The sequence below is a fragment of the Buttiauxella cochleicola genome, from assembly GCF_021282405.1.
Lineage (GTDB): Bacteria > Pseudomonadota > Gammaproteobacteria > Enterobacterales > Enterobacteriaceae > Buttiauxella > Buttiauxella massiliensis.
Genome location: NZ_JAJSOU010000009.1, coordinates 137163 through 155071 on the forward strand (window position 1 = coordinate 137163; position 17909 = coordinate 155071).

Annotated in this window: 14 protein-coding genes; 12 read left to right on the forward strand and 2 right to left on the reverse strand. The window is 47.4% G+C overall.

Going from position 1 to position 17909, the window contains the following annotated elements; translation table 11 throughout:
* Positions 1-181: 181 nt before the first annotated feature.
* A complete protein-coding gene (locus tag LVQ79_RS13845; protein WP_034457014.1) occupies positions 182-517 on the reverse strand; it encodes a zinc ribbon domain-containing protein YjdM in 336 nt (111 codons plus the stop codon).
* 383 nt (positions 518-900) lie between these two features.
* Between LVQ79_RS13845 and LVQ79_RS13850 the strand changes: the two genes are divergently transcribed.
* The 7 genes from LVQ79_RS13850 to LVQ79_RS13880 all read left to right on the forward strand — a co-directional run bounded on the left by LVQ79_RS13850 (position 901) and on the right by LVQ79_RS13880 (position 11927).
* A complete protein-coding gene (locus LVQ79_RS13850; RefSeq protein ID WP_232865412.1) occupies positions 901-3267 on the forward strand; it encodes a dynamin family protein in 2367 nt (788 codons plus the stop codon).
* The gene (locus tag LVQ79_RS13855) at positions 3264-4157 is read left to right on the forward strand and encodes a diguanylate cyclase regulator RdcB family protein (protein ID WP_232865413.1); all 894 of its coding nucleotides are present in this window, start codon (positions 3264-3266) and stop codon (positions 4155-4157) included. The genes LVQ79_RS13850 and LVQ79_RS13855 overlap by 4 nt, the downstream gene beginning before the upstream one ends.
* A gap of 332 nt (positions 4158-4489) precedes the next feature.
* A complete protein-coding gene (locus LVQ79_RS13860) occupies positions 4490-4804 on the forward strand; it encodes a PTS sugar transporter subunit IIB (RefSeq protein WP_232865414.1) in 315 nt (104 codons plus the stop codon).
* 9 nt (positions 4805-4813) lie between these two features.
* Positions 4814-6205 carry a glycoside hydrolase family 1 protein gene (locus LVQ79_RS13865; protein ID WP_232865415.1) on the forward strand — a complete coding sequence of 464 codons (1392 nt, stop codon included), beginning with the start codon at positions 4814-4816 and terminating at the stop codon, positions 6203-6205.
* Positions 6205-7530: a PTS sugar transporter subunit IIC gene (locus LVQ79_RS13870; RefSeq protein ID WP_064515507.1), complete on the forward strand. Its 1326-nt coding sequence runs from the start codon at positions 6205-6207 to the stop codon at positions 7528-7530. Before LVQ79_RS13865 ends, LVQ79_RS13870 begins: the two co-directional genes overlap by 1 nt.
* 535 nt (positions 7531-8065) lie before the next feature.
* Positions 8066-8680 carry an acid-sensing system DNA-binding response regulator EvgA gene (gene evgA / locus LVQ79_RS13875; RefSeq protein WP_232865416.1) on the forward strand — a complete coding sequence of 205 codons (615 nt, stop codon included), beginning with the start codon at positions 8066-8068 and terminating at the stop codon, positions 8678-8680.
* Between the two features lie 37 nt (positions 8681-8717).
* The gene (locus LVQ79_RS13880) at positions 8718-11927 is read left to right on the forward strand and encodes an ATP-binding protein (RefSeq protein WP_370639853.1); all 3210 of its coding nucleotides are present in this window, start codon (positions 8718-8720) and stop codon (positions 11925-11927) included.
* Between the two features lie 63 nt (positions 11928-11990).
* Here LVQ79_RS13880 and LVQ79_RS13885 read toward each other — a convergent pair whose 3' ends face one another.
* Positions 11991-12623: a YfdX family protein gene (locus LVQ79_RS13885; RefSeq protein ID WP_370639852.1), complete on the reverse strand. Its 633-nt coding sequence runs from the start codon at positions 12621-12623 to the stop codon at positions 11991-11993.
* 231 nt (positions 12624-12854) lie between these two features.
* Here LVQ79_RS13885 and LVQ79_RS13890 point away from each other — a divergent pair, with 231 nt between their 5' ends.
* From LVQ79_RS13890 to LVQ79_RS13910, 5 genes are all read left to right on the forward strand, one after another.
* The gene (locus LVQ79_RS13890; protein ID WP_232865419.1) at positions 12855-13457 is read left to right on the forward strand and encodes an HdeD family acid-resistance protein; all 603 of its coding nucleotides are present in this window, start codon (positions 12855-12857) and stop codon (positions 13455-13457) included.
* A gap of 15 nt (positions 13458-13472) precedes the next feature.
* Positions 13473-13775, forward strand: coding sequence for an acid-activated periplasmic chaperone HdeB (gene hdeB, locus LVQ79_RS13895; protein WP_064515517.1), 303 nt, complete (start codon positions 13473-13475; stop codon positions 13773-13775).
* Between the two features lie 45 nt (positions 13776-13820).
* The gene (gene gad, locus LVQ79_RS13900) at positions 13821-15212 is read left to right on the forward strand and encodes a glutamate decarboxylase (protein WP_370639854.1); all 1392 of its coding nucleotides are present in this window, start codon (positions 13821-13823) and stop codon (positions 15210-15212) included.
* Between the two features lie 64 nt (positions 15213-15276).
* Positions 15277-16797 carry a glutamate/gamma-aminobutyrate antiporter gene (gene gadC, locus LVQ79_RS13905; protein ID WP_232865421.1) on the forward strand — a complete coding sequence of 507 codons (1521 nt, stop codon included), beginning with the start codon at positions 15277-15279 and terminating at the stop codon, positions 16795-16797.
* 162 nt (positions 16798-16959) lie between these two features.
* Positions 16960-17847, forward strand: a complete 888-nt coding sequence (locus tag LVQ79_RS13910) for a DMT family transporter (RefSeq protein ID WP_232865463.1) — start codon at positions 16960-16962, stop codon at positions 17845-17847.
* Positions 17848-17909: the final 62 nt, after the last annotated feature.

The following is a 17909-nucleotide window of genomic DNA, read 5'->3' on the forward strand; positions in this document are numbered from 1 at the left end:
CCGTTCACCTGTACGTTATGCGATCCCACATGAATCTGTGAACGGTGAACGTGCCAAGGAGAGAACGCCCTCTCCTTGGCACGTTCACCGTTTCGGTAAGTACAGGGAACACTGAACGTTTAGTGAACGGAACCTTCTCTGGCTTTGCAGGAACCGCCCCTCAGGGGCAGGGGGAACGAACCTAGTTCTTCTTAACGAACTCAGACTTCAACTTCATTTGTCCAAAACCATCAATTTTACAATCGATGTTATGGTCGCCTTCAACCAGACGGATACCTTTAACTTTAGTACCAATCTTCAACATTGAAGAGCTGCCTTTAACCTTCAGATCTTTAATTACAGTGACGTTATCACCGTCAACTAACAGGTTGCCGTTGGCATCTTTAACAACCAGTTGATCGTTGTCTGCAGCAGGTTCGGCATCATTCCATTCATGTGCACATTCTGGGCAGATAAACATACCGTTGTCTTCGTAGGTGTACTCGGAATTGCATTTAGGGCAATGAGGGAGTGTCATCGTCATATCCTCAAAAATAAGATTTAAAAATTGCGGTTTCCCGCCAAAAGTGGCGTGATTATACATTAAAACCCTACTTTTGTGAGGACGATTGCCGCTATGCCTTGTGCCAGCCAGAATATCGTAATAAGAAAATGCTATTTTAAAACGTTAATCAATTGCCAAATTCGCGATGAAAATACAGAATAAGTTTATAAAAATACGCTATGGTCTTTCTTTCTGGTTATTTAACCAGAAACTCACGCTATGAAAAAATAAGCCTGATTATAATATTGTCGAATAAATGATTTCCGCGCGTAATTATAATTTCCGGTACTGAATAGGCACAAAAAATATAAAGGTTTTTAAAAATCCGGATAATTTGATTTAAGTAAGGATTTTTTATGCACACACAAGCAATATTTGAGTTAAGTCAGGAAGCAGAGCGGTTATTACAACTCGCCCTGCAAAATCTGAATACACTAAAAACAGTTTCTTTTACTACACAGCATGACGTTAATTATTTTGGGCAGTCCCAAGCTGGAGGGGCCGTCCCTGCAAAATTTAGCCCACGCAGCATCCAGGCGCAGCAGGCTATGCTGCAAAATGAGTTACGCAAAATAACTCAGCATGAAATGGTATTAGCGATTGTCGGAACAGTAAAAGCGGGAAAATCGACCACCATTAATGCCATTATTGGGACTGAGGTATTACCTAACCGTAATCGCCCTATGACAGCATTACCGACACTCATTCGTCACACCCCGGGCCAGCGTGAACCCGTGCTGCATTTTCCCTATGTTCAACCCATCGAACAGCTTATGAATACATTGCAAATTCGTTTGCAACAAACCGATCGTGAAACGCTGTCAAAGCACCTGGAAATTGATCGGGATATGACGGGATTATTAACCCGTATTTCCCAAGGGGAATCTTTCGCTAAGCATTATCTTGGTGCCCAACCTATTTTCCATTGCCTGAAAAGCCTTAATGATTTAGTGCGTTTATCGAAAGCACTGGATGTAGCTTTTCCATTTAAGGCCTATGCCGCAATTGAGCATGTTCCTGTTATTGAAGTGGAGTTTGTCCATTTAGCAGGAATGGATAAAGCCTATGGGCAACTGACATTACTGGATACTCCGGGGCCAAACGAAGCCGGGCAGCCGCATCTACAAAAAATGCTTCAGGAGCAGCTGTCGCAGGCTTCTGCTGTGTTGGCGGTATTGGATTACACCCAATTAAAATCCGTTTCCGACGAAGATGTACGTAAAGCGATATTGGGCACCGGGTCATCTGTCCCGCTCTATGCGCTGGTGAATAAATTCGACCAGAAAGACAGAAATGGTGACGATGCAGAACAGGTTAAAGCGTTAATTTCTGGCACGCTTATGAAAGGAACGATTGAGCCTCACCATGTCTTCCCTGTGTCATCGATGTGGGGATATCTGGCTAATCGAGCGCGCCATGAATTGGCATTGCACGGCAAGTTACCGGACCCGAATGAGCAGCGTTGGGTGCAGGATTTTGCTGATATTGCACTAGGCCGCCGCTGGCAAAGTGAGGATTTGGCCGATGCGGGTGCTTTGCGCCAGGCGGCTGAGCTGTTGTGGGAGGACTCGCAGTTTGCTGAGCCCATTCACACGGTGCTTCATGCTGCACATGCCAATGCTTCAATGTACGCACTGCGTTCTGCCTGCCAGAAATTACTGAATTACACGCAGGGTGCGGAGGATTACCTGAATTTCCGCTGCCAGGGCCTGCATATTGCCAGCCAGCAACTGCAGCAGAATATCGCAGCCCTTGAAGATGATATGACTCTTGCAGCTTCCAGTCAGAAAGCCGCAAACGTCGTTGCGCAGAGCAATACTAAGCTGGCTGTTGAAGCGATGAGTGATTTTATTCGCCGTTATGAACAGCAGATTAATGACAATATTCAGAACTATTTTCAGCATGGAAAAGTGCCTGAAAAGCTCCAGCGGCAGGCTTTGTCGTTTGGGACTCAACGCGGTAATGACTTTGATGCGCGCAATGAAACGCTCAGTTTTGACGATGAAGAATCGGCACAGATTGCGCTGCACAGGATCCGCGCTTCATGCGAAATCATCCTGACCGCCGCGCAGGAAAAGATGACTGAAGAGTTAACCCATCTTTTTAGTTATCTGGAAGTTGAACTGGCAGATACGCTGCGTAACACCCTAAAACCGATAGAGGCTCGCGTTGCACAAGGGTTAGCGCAAGCAGGATTTAGAACCAATATCAGTCTGCCGGTATTTCATGTTGGCTTATTAAACTTCAATGCTAATCAGGCATTTAATGAACTCATTGAAGAGCAGGATATTCCTGTCTCCCAACTGCGACGCCAGGCCGGGATGCGCGGAACGGTTGCGCGCTGGCTTAATAGCGAGGATTGGGGCTGGGAAGGATATACCGTGATGCAAAGTCGCTACGTCATTTCTTTAGCTGATGTACAACGCAAACTGTGTCAACACGTCAGCGATTTCCTGTTGCAGCTTAATCAGAATATGGCCGCGCAAATTGAAATGTCTGTGACTGAAGGAATGGCGGCGTTCTTTGTTGATTTTTCCCAGGCACTGGAAGCGATACGTCTTAACCTGCAACAAAGCCTGGTGGTGCGCCAGCAAAATGAAGAAGCGGTGACCGCTTTGCGCCAACAGCTTCAGCAGTGCGTAAGAATCACACGTTACATCCATGAGGACACCCGCCTGTTGCGGGATGATATTCAGACGCTTTTTACGGTAGAACAGCAATGAGCAGTGTATTACCAGGAACTCAAACTCGCGCTTTGGAGTGTGTTGCAGAGAAATTTGTCGTCGATTTTGCCAGAAACAGCGGTATCTCTCGTGAACCGTGGCGTTCTCAGCAAAGCAAAGCGTATTACCAGAGGCTGACCGGGGAGTTTATTGGCCAGAGCCAGTTGCAGAAGTGGGCAGTGGATGAGGCTCTGCTTGAAAAACCTGAAGTGATGCTGGCGATGCTTGGGCATCTTTGCCAACGGGTGGCGAAGAAGCACCTCGCAATTGAGAAAGTATATGAAAGCATCTGTGCCATGGCGTTAACTTCGGCACGGGTGACCAATGACACTTCAGAAGCCCGCAAGCAGCTCATTCAGGTTCAGCAGCAACTGGCGCAGCGTGTCGGTAATCTGGAAACACAATTACAGGGCACCGACCTCACTCACCTGGGCTTCGTACATTGCGAGCAAGTTTTTGCACGCTGGCAGGCTGGGCATTATTTTACCTTTTCTCCCGCTGGTCGCTGCTATGTCGCGTTGCAGGAGCTGCACTGGGGCGCGTTTGGTGACGCGCTGCGCTTTGGCCGTTTATCGCAGGCCACAGAATTAATTGAGCAAGCTCGCGCGCTGGCAATCAGCCAACTCGCCAGCGATGTGAATGCTTCAGCCCGCACGCGCCATTACTACTATGAGTGGCTGATGTTTCCTTCAACGGCTGGAATGATGGAAAGCAAAGAAGCTCTGGCGTGGCTTGGCGACGATTGTGACAGTGAGCATCAGCCCGTGAGTTTTGCAACTACCCAAACACACCAGGGTGTTTCACTCGGTATGCCACGTATTTGTTCTGCAATGCGGCTGGGAAGTGCAATGGTGGATGAAGTGTTTATTGATGGTGGATTTGCCAAATAAAGATCTTAATATTCCGGTGTGAGGCTGCTGATGAAAACAATATGCTTTAAAAGCAGCATTTACACCGGTTTTGAAATATATCTAAACGTAGAAGTTTTTCTTATTACGTCGCAAATTTAGATATTAAATTTCAATGATTTTCTGAAAAGTAACAGTGCTATCTTTCTGTTTGTAATCACTAATTTATACCTTGAGTCATTAAACACCGCAAAAGTACCAGACAATAAAACCAATTCTGTGTTGCGCCTCACTTGCTGCTTTTTCCCACACTCCTCAGAATATATTTTGCCGCATGCTGCGGGTAATCGTGCTTATTACACCAGGGAGATGTGATGAAAAAGATCTTTTTATGCTGCGCTGCTGGAATGTCCACCAGTATGTTAGTGGAAAGAATGAAACAGTCCGCTGCCAGCCGAAATATTGAAGTAGAAATTACGGCGGTGCCGGTGTCTGATTTTGACCAAATCATCACGGACGCTGATGTCATTTTGCTTGGGCCACAGGTGAAATTCCAGCTACAGAGTATATCCAGCGCAGCCGCGCCACACGGCGTGCCAGTGGCGGCGATTGATATGATGCTGTACGGCTCAATGCAGGGCGATAAGGTGCTGGATCAGGCCCTGTCTTTATTAAAAAATGCACAATAAGGATGGGTCATGAAATATCGTTTTCCTGAGAATTTCTGGTGGGGTACAGCAACCAGCGCAACACAATCCGAAGGGCATCAGGCCGGAGATGGCAAAGGCGAAAATATTTGGGATTACGCCTCACATAATTTTAACGAACGCTTCTTCGGTGGCGTAACGGCTGACGATACCTCAACTTTTTACCAGAACTATCGGGAAGACATTCAACGCGCCAAAGATATTGGTCTGAATTCCTTTCGAACCTCAATTTCCTGGTCACGCCTTATTCCTGATGGTGATGGGGAAATTAATCCTCAGGCAGTCGATTTTTATAACGCAGTGATTGATGAGCTCAATGCTCAGGGCATCGAGCCGTTTATTAACCTTTATCACTTTGATATGCCAATGGCACTTCAGGAAAAAGGCGGCTTTGAAAACCGTGAGGTTGTAGATGCGTTTGCCCGCTACGCGCGGATTTGTTACGAACTTTTTGGCGACCGGGTGCGCTACTGGTTCACCTTTAACGAACCGTTAATTCCTGCTGAAGCGGGCTATTTACATCCTCGCCATTATCCTTACGTGACCAGTTTCCGCCGCGCCGCACAGGTGTTGCATCATATCGTGTTGGCGCATTGCAAAGCGGTTGCCGCCTGGCGTGAGCTCAATATTGCCGGGCAGATTGGCATCATTATGGATGTTATTCCGGTTTATCCACGCAGCGATGCGCCGGAGGACTTACACGCCGCAGAAATGGCCGATCTGTTTTATACCCGCAGTATTAACGAGCCGATTTTGCTTGGGCGCTACCCGGATGAATTGATTGCCATTTTGAAGGAATACGATCAATTGCCGGTCATTCAGCCTGGTGATTGTGAGCTTATTGCCAACACGCGTATCGATTTACTGGGGATAAATTATTATCGCCCGCGCCGTGTTAAAGCGCGTGAAACCCTGCTTGAAGAACCGCATGGTTTTATGCCAGAACGGTTTTTTGAAGAATATATTATGCCGGGGCGCAGGATGAATACCTCGCGTGGTATTGAGATTTATCCTGCGGCACTTTATGACATCGCGATGGTGGTTAAAGACCGTTACGGCAATTTGCCATGGTTTGTCTCGGAAAACGGGATAGGTATTTCTGACGAAGAACAGTTCATGGTGAATGGTCAGGTACAAGATGATTACCGGATTGAATTTCTCAAAGAGCATCTGAGTTATTTGCATCAGGCGATGGTGGATGGCAGCAATTGTCTGGGTTATCACATGTGGACGTTTATCGACTGTTGGTCATGGCAAAACGCTTATAAAAATCGCTACGGTTTTTATCGTCTGGATTTAGAGACTCAGCAGCGTTCGCTTAAAAAATCAGGCCTGTGGTTCAAGGCTGTGATTGAAAACAACGGATTCGAGGGGGCGAAATAATGTCTTACTTTGAACGACTGGCTGAAAAAATGCTGCCGGTGGCAAATGCGATTGGCAACCAGCGGCATATGCAGGCAATCCGTAATGGTCTTATCTCAATTTTACCGCTGACTATTGTCGGGTCATTCTTCGTTATTTTGCTCAACATCCCGATTAAAGGTTATATGGATTTCATCGCGCCGTATCGCGATATGCTGGATGTGCCGTTCCGTTTTACCGTGGGATTAATGTCGCTGTATGCCGCTTTTACTATCGGTTCGTTCCTCGGTAAAAGTTACAAGCTCAACGATATTACCAGCGGGCTGTTGGCGATGCTGGCGACCTTGCTGATGATTGTGCCCGTCAATATCAAAGAAGGCATTACCGTTGCCGGAGACGCGGTCTCCGGGCGTTATATTCCCATTACGTCGCTAAGTTCTCAGGGGCTGTTTGGCGCGATTATTTCATCACTGATCGCTATCGAGATTTACCGCTTTATTAAAGTCAGAAATATTGAAATCAAAATGCCAGAGGGCGTGCCGCCAGTGGTGGCGAGTTCGTTTTCAGCACTGTTTCCGACACTCGCGGTAGTGTTGATCTTCTGGATCCCGCGTCACTTTTTGAATATCGATATTAACGCCATCATCAGTTACATCATCATGCCGCTCAAAGGGTTTATGACCGGTACGAATCTGTTTGGCGGCATTGTTACGCAGTTCTTTATCGATCTGTTCTGGGTATTCGGTATTCATGGCCATGCGGTAATGGGGCCACTGATTCGCCCGCTTTGGGATCAGGCGATTGTGCAGAATATGGAGATGTTCCAGGCGGGAACCAGTGCTTACGAGTTGCCAAATATTTTCACCGAGCAGTTCTTCCAGTGGTATGCGCAGATGGGCGGAACTGGCTCGACGCTTGCGCTAGTTGTGCTGTTTATCCGTTCTAAAGCTGCTTATCTGAAATCGTTGGGGAAACTCTCCTTTATTCCGGGGCTGTTTAACATCAACGAACCGATGATTTTCGGCGCGCCAATTGTGATGAACCCGATTCTGGCTGTTCCCTTTATTCTTGCGCCGATGGCAAATACCATAGTGGTGTATCTGTTTACCATCACCGGAATTATTCCGCGCATGATGGTGAAACCACCATTCACCATCCCTGCTCCGTTAGGGGCATTGATCACCTCAAACTGGAATCTGGTCGCCTGTGGGCTGGTGTTCGTCTGCTTCTTTATTTCACTGGCTATCTACTATCCATTCTTCAAGGTTTACGAGAAGAAGATGCTGGAAACCGAGCAGCAACAGCGCGAAGAAGAAGAGAAGGCGAAACAGCTGGCGAATGCCTAAAACACCCTGCTCATTTTCTGTGAAAGCGGGCTAAAGAGCTCACGGTGTAATGGACAGCCGTAACTAATCTTTAAGTACCGCCCCCATCCTCTCCCAATGGGAAAGGATGGGGGGATAATATTGAAATAATTAACACTTTTATTTAAGACCTTGCCTGAATAATTGAAATCCTATTCCTACGCATGTAATCAAAATATGATCGACATCATCTATACCCGTCATACTTCAAATTGCATGTGCGTTGGCTTTCCTCGCTCACCCCAGTCACTTACTTGAGTAAATTCCTGAGGATTCACTGCGTTGCCGCCTTCCTGCAAAACGAATTTTTTAGGGTATGAATTAGGATTAACCTATTTATTAAAAAAGGTAGATTAAATCAATAAAATTGATTTTCTGTTGGTTTTTTACTCATGGTGTAAATATTTTAGAACACTTGGTCGGGAAAGTTATAATTTAATCTAACTCAGATTTACCTCTAAACGTAATAATATTACCAGCCTCGCTATTCTTTTCTACACCAGGATGTTTTAACGCAATGAACGCGATAATCGTTGACGATCACCCATTGGCTCGCATAGCTATTCGAAATTTGCTCGATACCAACGGTATTACGGTCACCACTGAGCTCGACAGTGGTGAGTATGCGGTACAAACCGTCGAGAAACTCAAGCCTGAACTATTAATTATCGATGTAGATATTCCCTGCATCAGCGGCATTGAAGTGCTGGAACAGCTACGTAAACGGCACTACGTGGGCATCATTATTATCATCTCTGCTAAGAATGAATTGTTCTACGGTAAACGCAGTGCTGAATGTGGCGCTAACGGCTTTGTTAGCAAAAAAGAGGGCATGAATAATATCCTCGCGGCTATCGAGGCTGCAAAAAATGGCTACAGCTATTTCCCATTCTCACTCGAGCGCTTCAGCGGTGCCGCGAGGACAGAACAGGACAAGCTGGATACGTTATCTACTCAGGAAATGAAAGTATTACGCTATATTCTCAATGGTATTGATTACACGACCATTGCCAGCAAAATGAATATCAGTAATAAAACTGTCAGCACCTATAAAAGTCGCTTAATGGAAAAGTTAGATTGTTCCTCATTAATGGAACTTTATGATTATGCGCAAAGAAATAAAATAGGGTAATAATATGCGGTTTCTATTATATGTTTATCTGGCAGCAATGTTTTTCTTGAACATTTTTTCAGCCTACGGTGCTTCTCAGTTAATTGAGCTGAAAAGTAATTATCAACCATCGGCACTGGATATTCGTTTAAGTGCCGATGAGTCGCGCTGGCTGGCACGGAATAATACTCTGACAGTCGGCACATGGCTGCCGGAAGTATCCCCGATAGATTATGAAAGTGGTGGAGAACATTATCAGGGTGTTAATGCTGATTATCTCGCGCTATTACAAAAAAACCTGAATGTTAAAGTCGCTATCAAACAGTACGATAGCGAAAAAGAAGCCCTGGCAGCGCTCTCCCGAAACGAAGTGGATACTCTGCTCACTCAGTTATCTCAGCGCGAGGAAGTGGGGAGCGACTTGCTGCGAACCTCAGCGTTGATCAAGACCTGGCCAACACTGGTCACCTCCCTCAAAAACACCTTACTGCCGCTGGCAACAAATAAAAAAGTCACCCTTGCTTGCGTGCGTGATTGTTCATTTCTCGATGTGATTAAGGTGGCTTTTCCTAACGCAAAAATCACCTTTTACGATAGCGACTATCAGGCGCTGTCGTCCGTGATGTCAGGTCTTAACCAATATTTTATTGGTAATAATGTCACCACCGGTAATTGCATCTCGAAATATTTCTCACAATCGCTGGTTATCACGCACTACTTTAACAAGCAGGAACAATATAACTATTTTGTCACCCGCCAGAATCAGCCGCTGTTGCGAAACGTCCTGGAAAGTTTTATTAGCGCAATTAGCAATGAAACCCATATGCGGGTCATGCAGAACTGGCTAAATCGCGGCAACCTTTCTTACCTGAATACCCCGATACCGTTCAGCAGCGAGGAAAAGAGTTGGCTTAAAAAGCACCCTAAAATCCGCGTGTTGGTGAATCCAAACTACCCGCCGTTTACGCTTATCGATCATGACGGCGAGCTGCGCGGCATCATGGCGGATTTGCTCAATATCGTCCAACTGCAAACCGGCCTTGAGTTTCAGCCAGTTATCGTTAATTCCAATAGAGAAATGGCTGAAAAAATGGTGCCGGGTCAGTGGGATATGATCCCAGCCGCCACCCTCAGTAATCAGCCACAGAAATTTATCTCGTTTAGCGATCCGTTGATGAATGTCTCTTTCGTACTGGTTACCGCACACCGAGAAAATGCCAACGTAATGCTGGCAAAACCCCGGCGTATCGCCGTGGCAGCGGGGCATATTTTGACGCACGACCTCAAGCTTCGTTTCCCGCAGGCGACGTGGGTTGAAACGGATAATGTCAAAGTGGCGATGAAAATGGTCGAGGAGGGGGAGGTTGATGCGGCGATAACCACCGAGCTTTCCGCTCGTTATATGATTGACCATTATTATCCGCAAAATATGCACTATACCCGGCTGCCAGGTATGCCCAGCGCGGCTCTTAGTTTTGCGATGGCACGTGATGAGCCAGAACTGAAGTCTATTTTAGGCAAAGCGCTGCAAGCCATTCCTCCGCGCGAAATTCTGCAAATGACGGAGAAGTGGTCGAAGATTTCCAGCGTGCAGATTGATACCTGGAGCCTTTACAGCAAACAGTTCTATCAGTTGGTTCTCTTCGCGCTGATGCTTATCGCCATCAGCCTGGGATGGGGGCTATCGCTTTCGCGTGAAGTGCGTAAAAGAAAGCAATCACAGCGCCAACTCGAAGAGCAGCTGCATCTTAAAGAGGCACTATCTCACGAACTGGAGGCTGAAAAAGATAAAGCGATTCAGGCCACTAAAGCGAAAAGTCGTTTCCTTGCGAGTATGAGCCATGAGTTACGCACGCCCGTCAGTTCTATTGTGGGTTTCTTAGAATTGCTGTCGAGTTCGGATCTCAGCTCCAGCCAACGCAAAGAGGCGATAGCGCTTGCCGGGGCGACGGCGCAATCGCTGCTGGGGTTGATTGGTAAGATCCTTGATGTCGATAAAATTGAGTCAGGTAAATATCAAATTGCCCCACAGTGGACTGATTTAACTCAGCTTATCGACCTGCAATGTCACTCGTTTGATGCGCTGGCACGGCAAAAGGGTATTACGCTGCGCTGCGTTAGCCATTTGGCAGCCGATGATCGGGTGCTGGTCGATCCGCAGGCTTTGCGGCAAATCCTCACCAATTTGGTCGGTAATGCGCTGAAGTTTACTGAACAAGGGCATATTCAGGTGTCTGCTCGCCTGATCCCCGAAATGGATAAACACGGCACGTTAGTGATTACGGTAAGTGATACCGGTTGCGGGATTAGCCCGGAAGAGCAGGAAACGTTATTTCACCGCTACGTTCAGGCACGTCAGGGACGCGAACAGACGGGTTCCGGTTTGGGATTGGTTATCTGTAAAGAATTGGTCACGCTGATGGGAGGTACGCTTGAAATGAACAGCCGCCAGTCGCTGGGTACCACTTTTACGATCACGCTTGCGGTTGAAACTGCTCAACAATCGCTAACGCCAACGCGCGATACACCTGCGGCACTGTCGCCATTGCCGCGCTTGTCGATTCTGATTGCAGACGATAACCCAACTAATCGCCTGCTACTCAAACGGCAGTTAAATACCATTGGTTTCAATGTTGATGAAGCTTGTGATGGTGAGGAGGCAGAAGCCAAAATCCTCAGCAAGCAGTACGACTTGTTGATAACTGACGTGAATATGCCAAAAAAAGATGGCCTTGAACTGGCTGCGTCGTTACGTCGTCAAAATCAGCGGCTGCAAATCTGGGGGCTTACTGCCAGTGCCTTGCCTCAGTCACGCGAACAGTGTCTGGAAAGTGGGATGAATCAGTGCCTGTTTAAGCCGGTATCGATTCAAACGCTGACCCATGAGCTCAGCAAACTTGATATTGGCCGTTCAATGCCTTGCGTTACCCGGCATTTGAAACTCAGTATTTTGACCGCGAATACTGGGGGGGATCGGAAGTTGATGAATGAAATTCTGGATACCTTCCGCGAAGCTTCGGCAAATGATTTGCAGGCTGCTGTGCGTTCAATAGAAGAAGATGAACCGCAGATGTTTTTGCATGCGCTACATCGTCTGCATGGCTCAGCGCAAATACTGGAAATCACTGCTTTGCAGAAACTTTGTGAACCCTTTGAGTCACGTCGCCATGATTCGCTACCCCTTGAGGAGCGGTGGGAGGCGTTAGAGGAAATTGCGACAGTTATGCGGGAAATCGAGGTGGAGATAGAGAGCTTGATGAGCCACTGAGATTGAATGGTCGGACAGTTATGCCCGACCATTCCCCGCGTGCACTCTCAATACAAACGCAGATTAGTTGCTGGCAGCGAACATTTCGCTATCAACCACGATACCGTCTTCAGCACCTTTCAGTACCAAATTCGCCTCGTAGTATTTACCATCTGCCAGCAGTTTTTTGGCCTGAGCAACCGCTTTACGGGTCTGGTTCAGTGGCATCAGATACTGATTTTCCATCACGCCAATACCTGCCAGACGTAAGGTATCCATCGCACCTTTCTGGTCGCCTTTTGCCAGTTTTTCATTAGCAGATTTGATGGCGGTCTCTTTTGCTGGGGTCGCAATGTAGTCTTCAGACAGCGCTACGGTTGCGTTAATGATCACGTATTGATCGTCGATCATTTTCGCTTTGGCGTCGGTTTTGACAAACTTCTTCCAGTCAGCGCCGTCATCTTTGAGCAAAGTTGCTGCGTCGTCGGTCAATTTCTTCGCGCTGGCGGGTTCACCGTGGAATAGCGCCAGGCGTGCAAACTGAATATCACGCATTGCATTGGCACCCTGAACCGCAACTTGCATTACATCAGCCGCTTCTTTTTGGATTTGTGCGGTTGCCGCAGCGGTCTGTGTTGGGGTTGCAGTCGCTGCTGCTAATACAGGTGTAGAACTCATCATGGTTGCCAACAGACCTGCCAGAATTAATTTTTTCATTATCTTCTCCTTAATAAAATAGGTGTTCATCACCAAACGCCACCAGAATAAAAAATAAGTGTCACAATGAAAATCAGAGCGCCGAATGAATAATGCAAGCTGAGTCTGACATATGTCAGAAGACGCAGACAGATGTCAGACTCAGCGTATAACAATGACTCTTCACTCTTATTTACTCCGCAGCCAGGTGGGTACTACCATTTCAACCATTGAAATTACGGCGGAGATAATATGTTCATCTTTAACCAATATAGAATGAAGGCGCTGAGCGAAGCTTCTCGTCTTTATTATAAAAAACATGCTCTGGTCATGGCGGTGCTGCTGCTTATATGTGGTGCTTGCTGTCTTATCTATCCATTTATGTCAGGACTGTATCTCAGTTATATCATTGGCATGATGTTTATGGTTTGCGGCTTTTATACTCTTTACTGCCTGGTTGTCTTTCGCCAACAGCACTGGAAATCAAAATTTGTCAGTGCGATTTTCGCTCTCGCCTGGTTGTTGTTGGGTTACAGCTTCGTCGCCAATCCCATGGTTGGGATGAACTCTCTATCGATAATATTTTGTTGTCTGTTCATTATCGGTGGCGTTTCACGCATCGTTTCTGGCTTTACCATGCGCGGCCGGTCCGGGGCTGTCTGGAACATTTTTATCGGTATTTTTGACTTGCTGATTGCCGCCATCTGGCTGGGCATGACCCCTGAGCAATCTTATCTATTCACCACTGCTTTTATTGGCCTGGAGATGATCTTCAGCGCCGGGAGTTTTATCTCTTTGCGTAAGAAATTGGCGCTGGCACAACCTAAACGACTGGCGTCAAAAGATTCAAAATAACCACTGGAATAATTTATGAATATTAAAGTAAGTATCTCGATAATTATTGCTGCTGCGGCTCTTTCTACTTCTATTAATTCTGCTTTTGCAGAGCAAGAAACGACGCCACAAAATATGACTTGTCAGGAGTTTATGGATATGAATCCGAAATCCATGACGCCAATCGCCTTTTGGGTAGTCAATAGAAATACCGATTTTAAAGGTGGCGATTATGTTCACTGGCATGAAGTCGAAACCGTAGCGGTGCCGAAAATATTCAAGCAATGTCAAAAAACACCGCATGCCAAACTGGGTGAAATAACTCCAGCCCTAAAGTAACTGAATAATAAATTTATCTGATACGAAAAAGGATTAATTATGACTATGCTCATTCAACCCGCTGAAAATGAAAATGACGATGTTTATGCATCTGTAGAATTATCCACTTCACTGCCAAAAAACGAATTCCCGGTTCAAGAAAGCAATCCACGTAATGTTTTTCATGCCATTCATGACGAACTGATGCTTGATGGCAATTCACGCCAGAATCTGGCGACCTTCTGCCAGACCTGGGTGGATGATGAGATTCGCCAGTTAATGGATCTCTCCATCGATAAGAACATGATTGATAAGGACGAGTACCCACAAACCGCTGAACTGGAACAGCGCTGCGTGAATATGCTCGCCGACCTTTGGCATTCTCCAGCAGCCACCGATACGCTCGGTTGCTCAACCATCGGTTCTTCTGAAGCCGCGATGCTTGGCGGACTGGCGCTGAAATGGCGCTGGCGCAAACGCCGTGAACTGGCCGGGAAATCTACTGATAAACCAAACATGGTGTGTGGCCCGGTACAAATCTGCTGGCACAAATTCGCCCGCTACTTTGATGTTGAGCTGCGCGAAGTGCCACTTGAAGGTAATCGCCTGATGATGACGGCTGAAGAAGCACTGAAATATGTCGATGAGAACACCATCGGTGTGGTGCCGACTTTGGGTATTACCTTCACCTGCCAGTACGAGCCAGTGAAAGAAATTCACGATGCGCTCGATGATTTATTCGAGAAAACCGGGCTGGATATTCCAATACACGTGGATGCCGCAAGCGGTGGTTTCCTTGCTCCGTTCTGCGCGCCGGAAATCGATTGGGACTTCCGTCTACCGCGTGTGAAATCCATTAACGCATCTGGCCACAAATTTGGTCTTGCGCCACTTGGTGCCGGTTGGGTGGTATGGCGTGAAAAGCAGGACCTGCCAGAGGAGCTTATCTTTAACGTTAACTACCTCGGCGGCAATATGCCGACCTTTGCGCTGAACTTCTCGCGTCCTGGTGGGCAAATTGTCGCGCAGTATTACAATTTCTTGCGCCTGGGCCGCGAAGGCTATCGCAAAATTCACATGGCCTGTTACGAGACTGCGCAGTATCTGGCTCGAGAAATTGCCGCGATTGGCCCATTCGAGATTATTTTTGACGGCAACCACCTGAACGGTATCCCGGCGCTAACCTGGGCGCTGAAAGCCGACCATCAGAATGATGGATACACTCTGTATGACCTGGCTGACCGCCTACGTAGCCGTGGCTGGCAGGTGCCGGCTTATTCCATGCCAACACATCGTGAAGACTTAGTGGTGCAACGCATCCTGGTTCGTCACGGAATGAGTACCGACCTGGCTGAATTGCTGATTGCCGATCTGAAACGCACTCTTCAGGCGTTGGAGAAAAATCCGGTTACGCATTCGCTGACTGCCGAAGAAGCGGGTGGCTTCAATCACGCATAAGACACTTTCTTATCTATTAACCAAAAACATCCGCAGGCATCTGCTTGCGGATGCGGAGAGACTTATGTCCACCACAACGACAAATTCCCCAGCAAGGTCACTGACTTTGCTTGGTTTTTTCGCGATTACTGCCTCAATGGTGATGGCAGTTTATGAATATCCAACGTTTGCCACTTCCGGTTTTAGCCTGATTTTCTTCCTGCTGATGGGCGGGGTTTTCTGGTTTATTCCCGTTGGTTTGTGCGCTGCTGAAATGGCAACCGTTGAAGGCTGGGAGGAGGGCGGTTTATTTGCCTGGGTTTCCAATACACTTGGTGAACGCTGGGGGTTTGCGGCGATTTCCTTTAGTTATTTGCAAATCGCCATCGGTTTTATTCCGATGCTCTATTTTGTGCTCGGCGCGCTCTCATACATCCTTAACTGGCCTGCGCTAAATACCGATCCGTTAGTGAAAACCATCGCAGCCCTGATTATTTTATGGGGCCTGGCTCTGACACAATTTAAAGGTACACGCTACACCGCGCGTATTGCTAAAGCGGGTTTCTTCTTTGGGATTTTATTCCCGGCAATCGTGTTGGTGGGGCTGGCTGTGGCCTGGCTTTATAACGGCCAGCCGCTGGCAATTGAAATGTCGGCTGCGACTTTCTTCCCTGATTTTTCACAAATTGGCACATTAGTGGTGTTTGTGGCGTTTGTGCTCAGTTATATGGGCGTTGAAGCCTCAGCGACTCACGTCAATGAGATGACCAACCCGGCGCGTGATTACCCATTGGCGATGATTCTGTTGGTGATTGCCGCCATTGTACTTAGCTCGATTGGTGGTCTGTCGGTCGCGGCGGTTATTCCGCATGATGAAATCAACCTCTCCGCTGGGGTGATGCAGGCATTTAGTTCGTTGATTGGTTATTACGGCCCAGGTTTTGAATGGGCGGTGCGCGTCATTGCGGCATTGCTGATGTTGGGTGTGTTAGCAGAGATTGCTTCGTGGATTGTCGGTCCTTCTCGCGGCATGTTAGTCACAGCACGACAAGGTCTGCTGCCTGCGCGTTTTGCCAAAGTGAATAAAAACGGCGTACCTGTAGCACTGGTGATCTCTCAGTTGATCATCACTTCCATTGCGCTGATTGTCCTGACCAATACTGGCGGCGGTAGCAATATGTCATTCCTCGTGGCTCTGTCACTCACCGTAGTTATCTATCTGTGCAGTTATCTGATGTTGTTCCTGGGGTATATCCAACTGGTGCGTAAGCAGCGTGACAGAAAACGTGCCTTCCAGGTTCCGGGTGGGAAACCAGTGAAACTGGCTATCGCCTGTTCAGGGTTGGTGGTGTCGGTGCTGGCGTTTATTGTGTCATTTATTCCGCCAAGTTCTCTACCCGGTGCCCACGCCCACGATGTGTATGGCGGTCTGCTGATTGTCTGCTTTGTACTGGTGTTTATTCTGCCGTTTAACGTCTATCTGTTCCGCGATAAAACCATTAAAAGTCACGCTCCGGATCTGGTTCATGTGAAAGTCGATAATGCGCCAGAAGGGCACTTTGCCGTACATCCGAAAGCGCGTCCTTCGCATCTTCCTAAACCTTAAATTAAACGTCGTGCCATCCACCGCGCAAAGTGTGGATGGCGCTATCGCTATTTTTCTTTATTGAAGGATAATGGTCGATTCTGAAACGACAGTTTAATTTTGGTTAAGGGAAGAGGCGTGAGTAATAACGTTTCACGGTTTACTAATAAGAAAATCGCATGGATGGGGGCCGCTTTTTGTTGCCTGTTATGGGGTAGTGCTTACCCGGCAATTAAAAACGGCTATGAAATATTTCAGATAGCGACGGACGACCTGCCGGGCAAAATTGTCTTTGCCGGATACCGCTTTGTAATTGCTGGTTTGTTGTTGCTGGCATTTGCGTTTTTACAGGGTAAGCCGATTGCACGGTTGTCGCGCCAGCAGTATTCCCAGCTGGCCGTATTGGGCGTCACGCAAACCGCAATTCAATACATTTTCTTCTATATTGGCCTTGCTTACACCACCGGTGTTAAAGGCTCAATTATGAATGCCACCGGTACTTTCTTTAGCGTGTTACTGGCGCATTTTATCTACCAAAACGACAAACTCAGCATCAACAAAGTCGTGGGTTGCGTGCTCGGTTTTGCCGGTGTGATGGTGGTGAACTTCAACAGCCAGTTGATGGACTTTAGCTTCAGCCTGTTGGGCGATGGTTTCGTGGTGCTGGCGGCGTTTATTCTTTCTGCCGCGTCGTTGTACGGTAAGCGTATTTCGCAAACTATGGATGCGACGATTATGACCGGCTGGCAACTGGCTATTGGTGGCCTTGTGCTCACGGCTGGCGGCTATGCCTGCGGCGGTACGCTTGCGTTTCATGGTTGGGAGTCGGTGGCCATTCTGGGTTACCTGGCGTTGTTATCATCCGTGGCGTTTGCACTGTGGAGCCTGCTGCTCAAACATAACCGTGTGGGCATGATTGCACCATTTAACTTCCTGATCCCGGTATCCGGTGCGGTATTGTCGGCAATCTTCCTGCAAGAGAGCATTCTTGAGTGGCGTTATGCGCTGGCGCTTGTGCTGGTGTGCTTCGGGATTTGGCGGGTTAACGTGGTGAAATCCCGTTTAAATTAGAACCAGGCAAAATCATTAAATGCAGGCCATTATTTATCTATCTTTTATCGATAAAGGGCCTG

What these genes read in the sequence shown, in the direction of transcription:
- LVQ79_RS13890 (WP_232865419.1), top strand. Translation starts at nt 12,855, where the DNA reads ATGTTCATCTTTAACCAATATAGAATGAAGGCGCTGAGCGAAGCTTCT.
- hdeB (WP_064515517.1), top strand. Translation starts at nt 13,473, where the DNA reads ATGAATATTAAAGTAAGTATCTCGATAATTATTGCTGCTGCGGCTCTT.
- LVQ79_RS13880 (WP_370639853.1), top strand. Translation starts at nt 8,718, where the DNA reads ATGTTTTTCTTGAACATTTTTTCAGCCTACGGTGCTTCTCAGTTAATT.
- LVQ79_RS13885 (WP_370639852.1), bottom strand. Translation starts at nt 12,623, where the DNA reads ATGAAAAAATTAATTCTGGCAGGTCTGTTGGCAACCATGATGAGTTCT.
- LVQ79_RS13860 (WP_232865414.1), top strand. Translation starts at nt 4,490, where the DNA reads ATGAAAAAGATCTTTTTATGCTGCGCTGCTGGAATGTCCACCAGTATG.
- LVQ79_RS13865 (WP_232865415.1), top strand. Translation starts at nt 4,814, where the DNA reads ATGAAATATCGTTTTCCTGAGAATTTCTGGTGGGGTACAGCAACCAGC.
- LVQ79_RS13910 (WP_232865463.1), top strand. Translation starts at nt 16,960, where the DNA reads ATGGGGGCCGCTTTTTGTTGCCTGTTATGGGGTAGTGCTTACCCGGCA.
- LVQ79_RS13855 (WP_232865413.1), top strand. Translation starts at nt 3,264, where the DNA reads ATGAGCAGTGTATTACCAGGAACTCAAACTCGCGCTTTGGAGTGTGTT.
- gadC (WP_232865421.1), top strand. Translation starts at nt 15,277, where the DNA reads ATGTCCACCACAACGACAAATTCCCCAGCAAGGTCACTGACTTTGCTT.
- gad (WP_370639854.1), top strand. Translation starts at nt 13,821, where the DNA reads ATGCTCATTCAACCCGCTGAAAATGAAAATGACGATGTTTATGCATCT.
- LVQ79_RS13870 (WP_064515507.1), top strand. Translation starts at nt 6,205, where the DNA reads ATGTCTTACTTTGAACGACTGGCTGAAAAAATGCTGCCGGTGGCAAAT.
- evgA (WP_232865416.1), top strand. Translation starts at nt 8,066, where the DNA reads ATGAACGCGATAATCGTTGACGATCACCCATTGGCTCGCATAGCTATT.
- LVQ79_RS13850 (WP_232865412.1), top strand. Translation starts at nt 901, where the DNA reads ATGCACACACAAGCAATATTTGAGTTAAGTCAGGAAGCAGAGCGGTTA.
- LVQ79_RS13845 (WP_034457014.1), bottom strand. Translation starts at nt 517, where the DNA reads ATGACACTCCCTCATTGCCCTAAATGCAATTCCGAGTACACCTACGAA.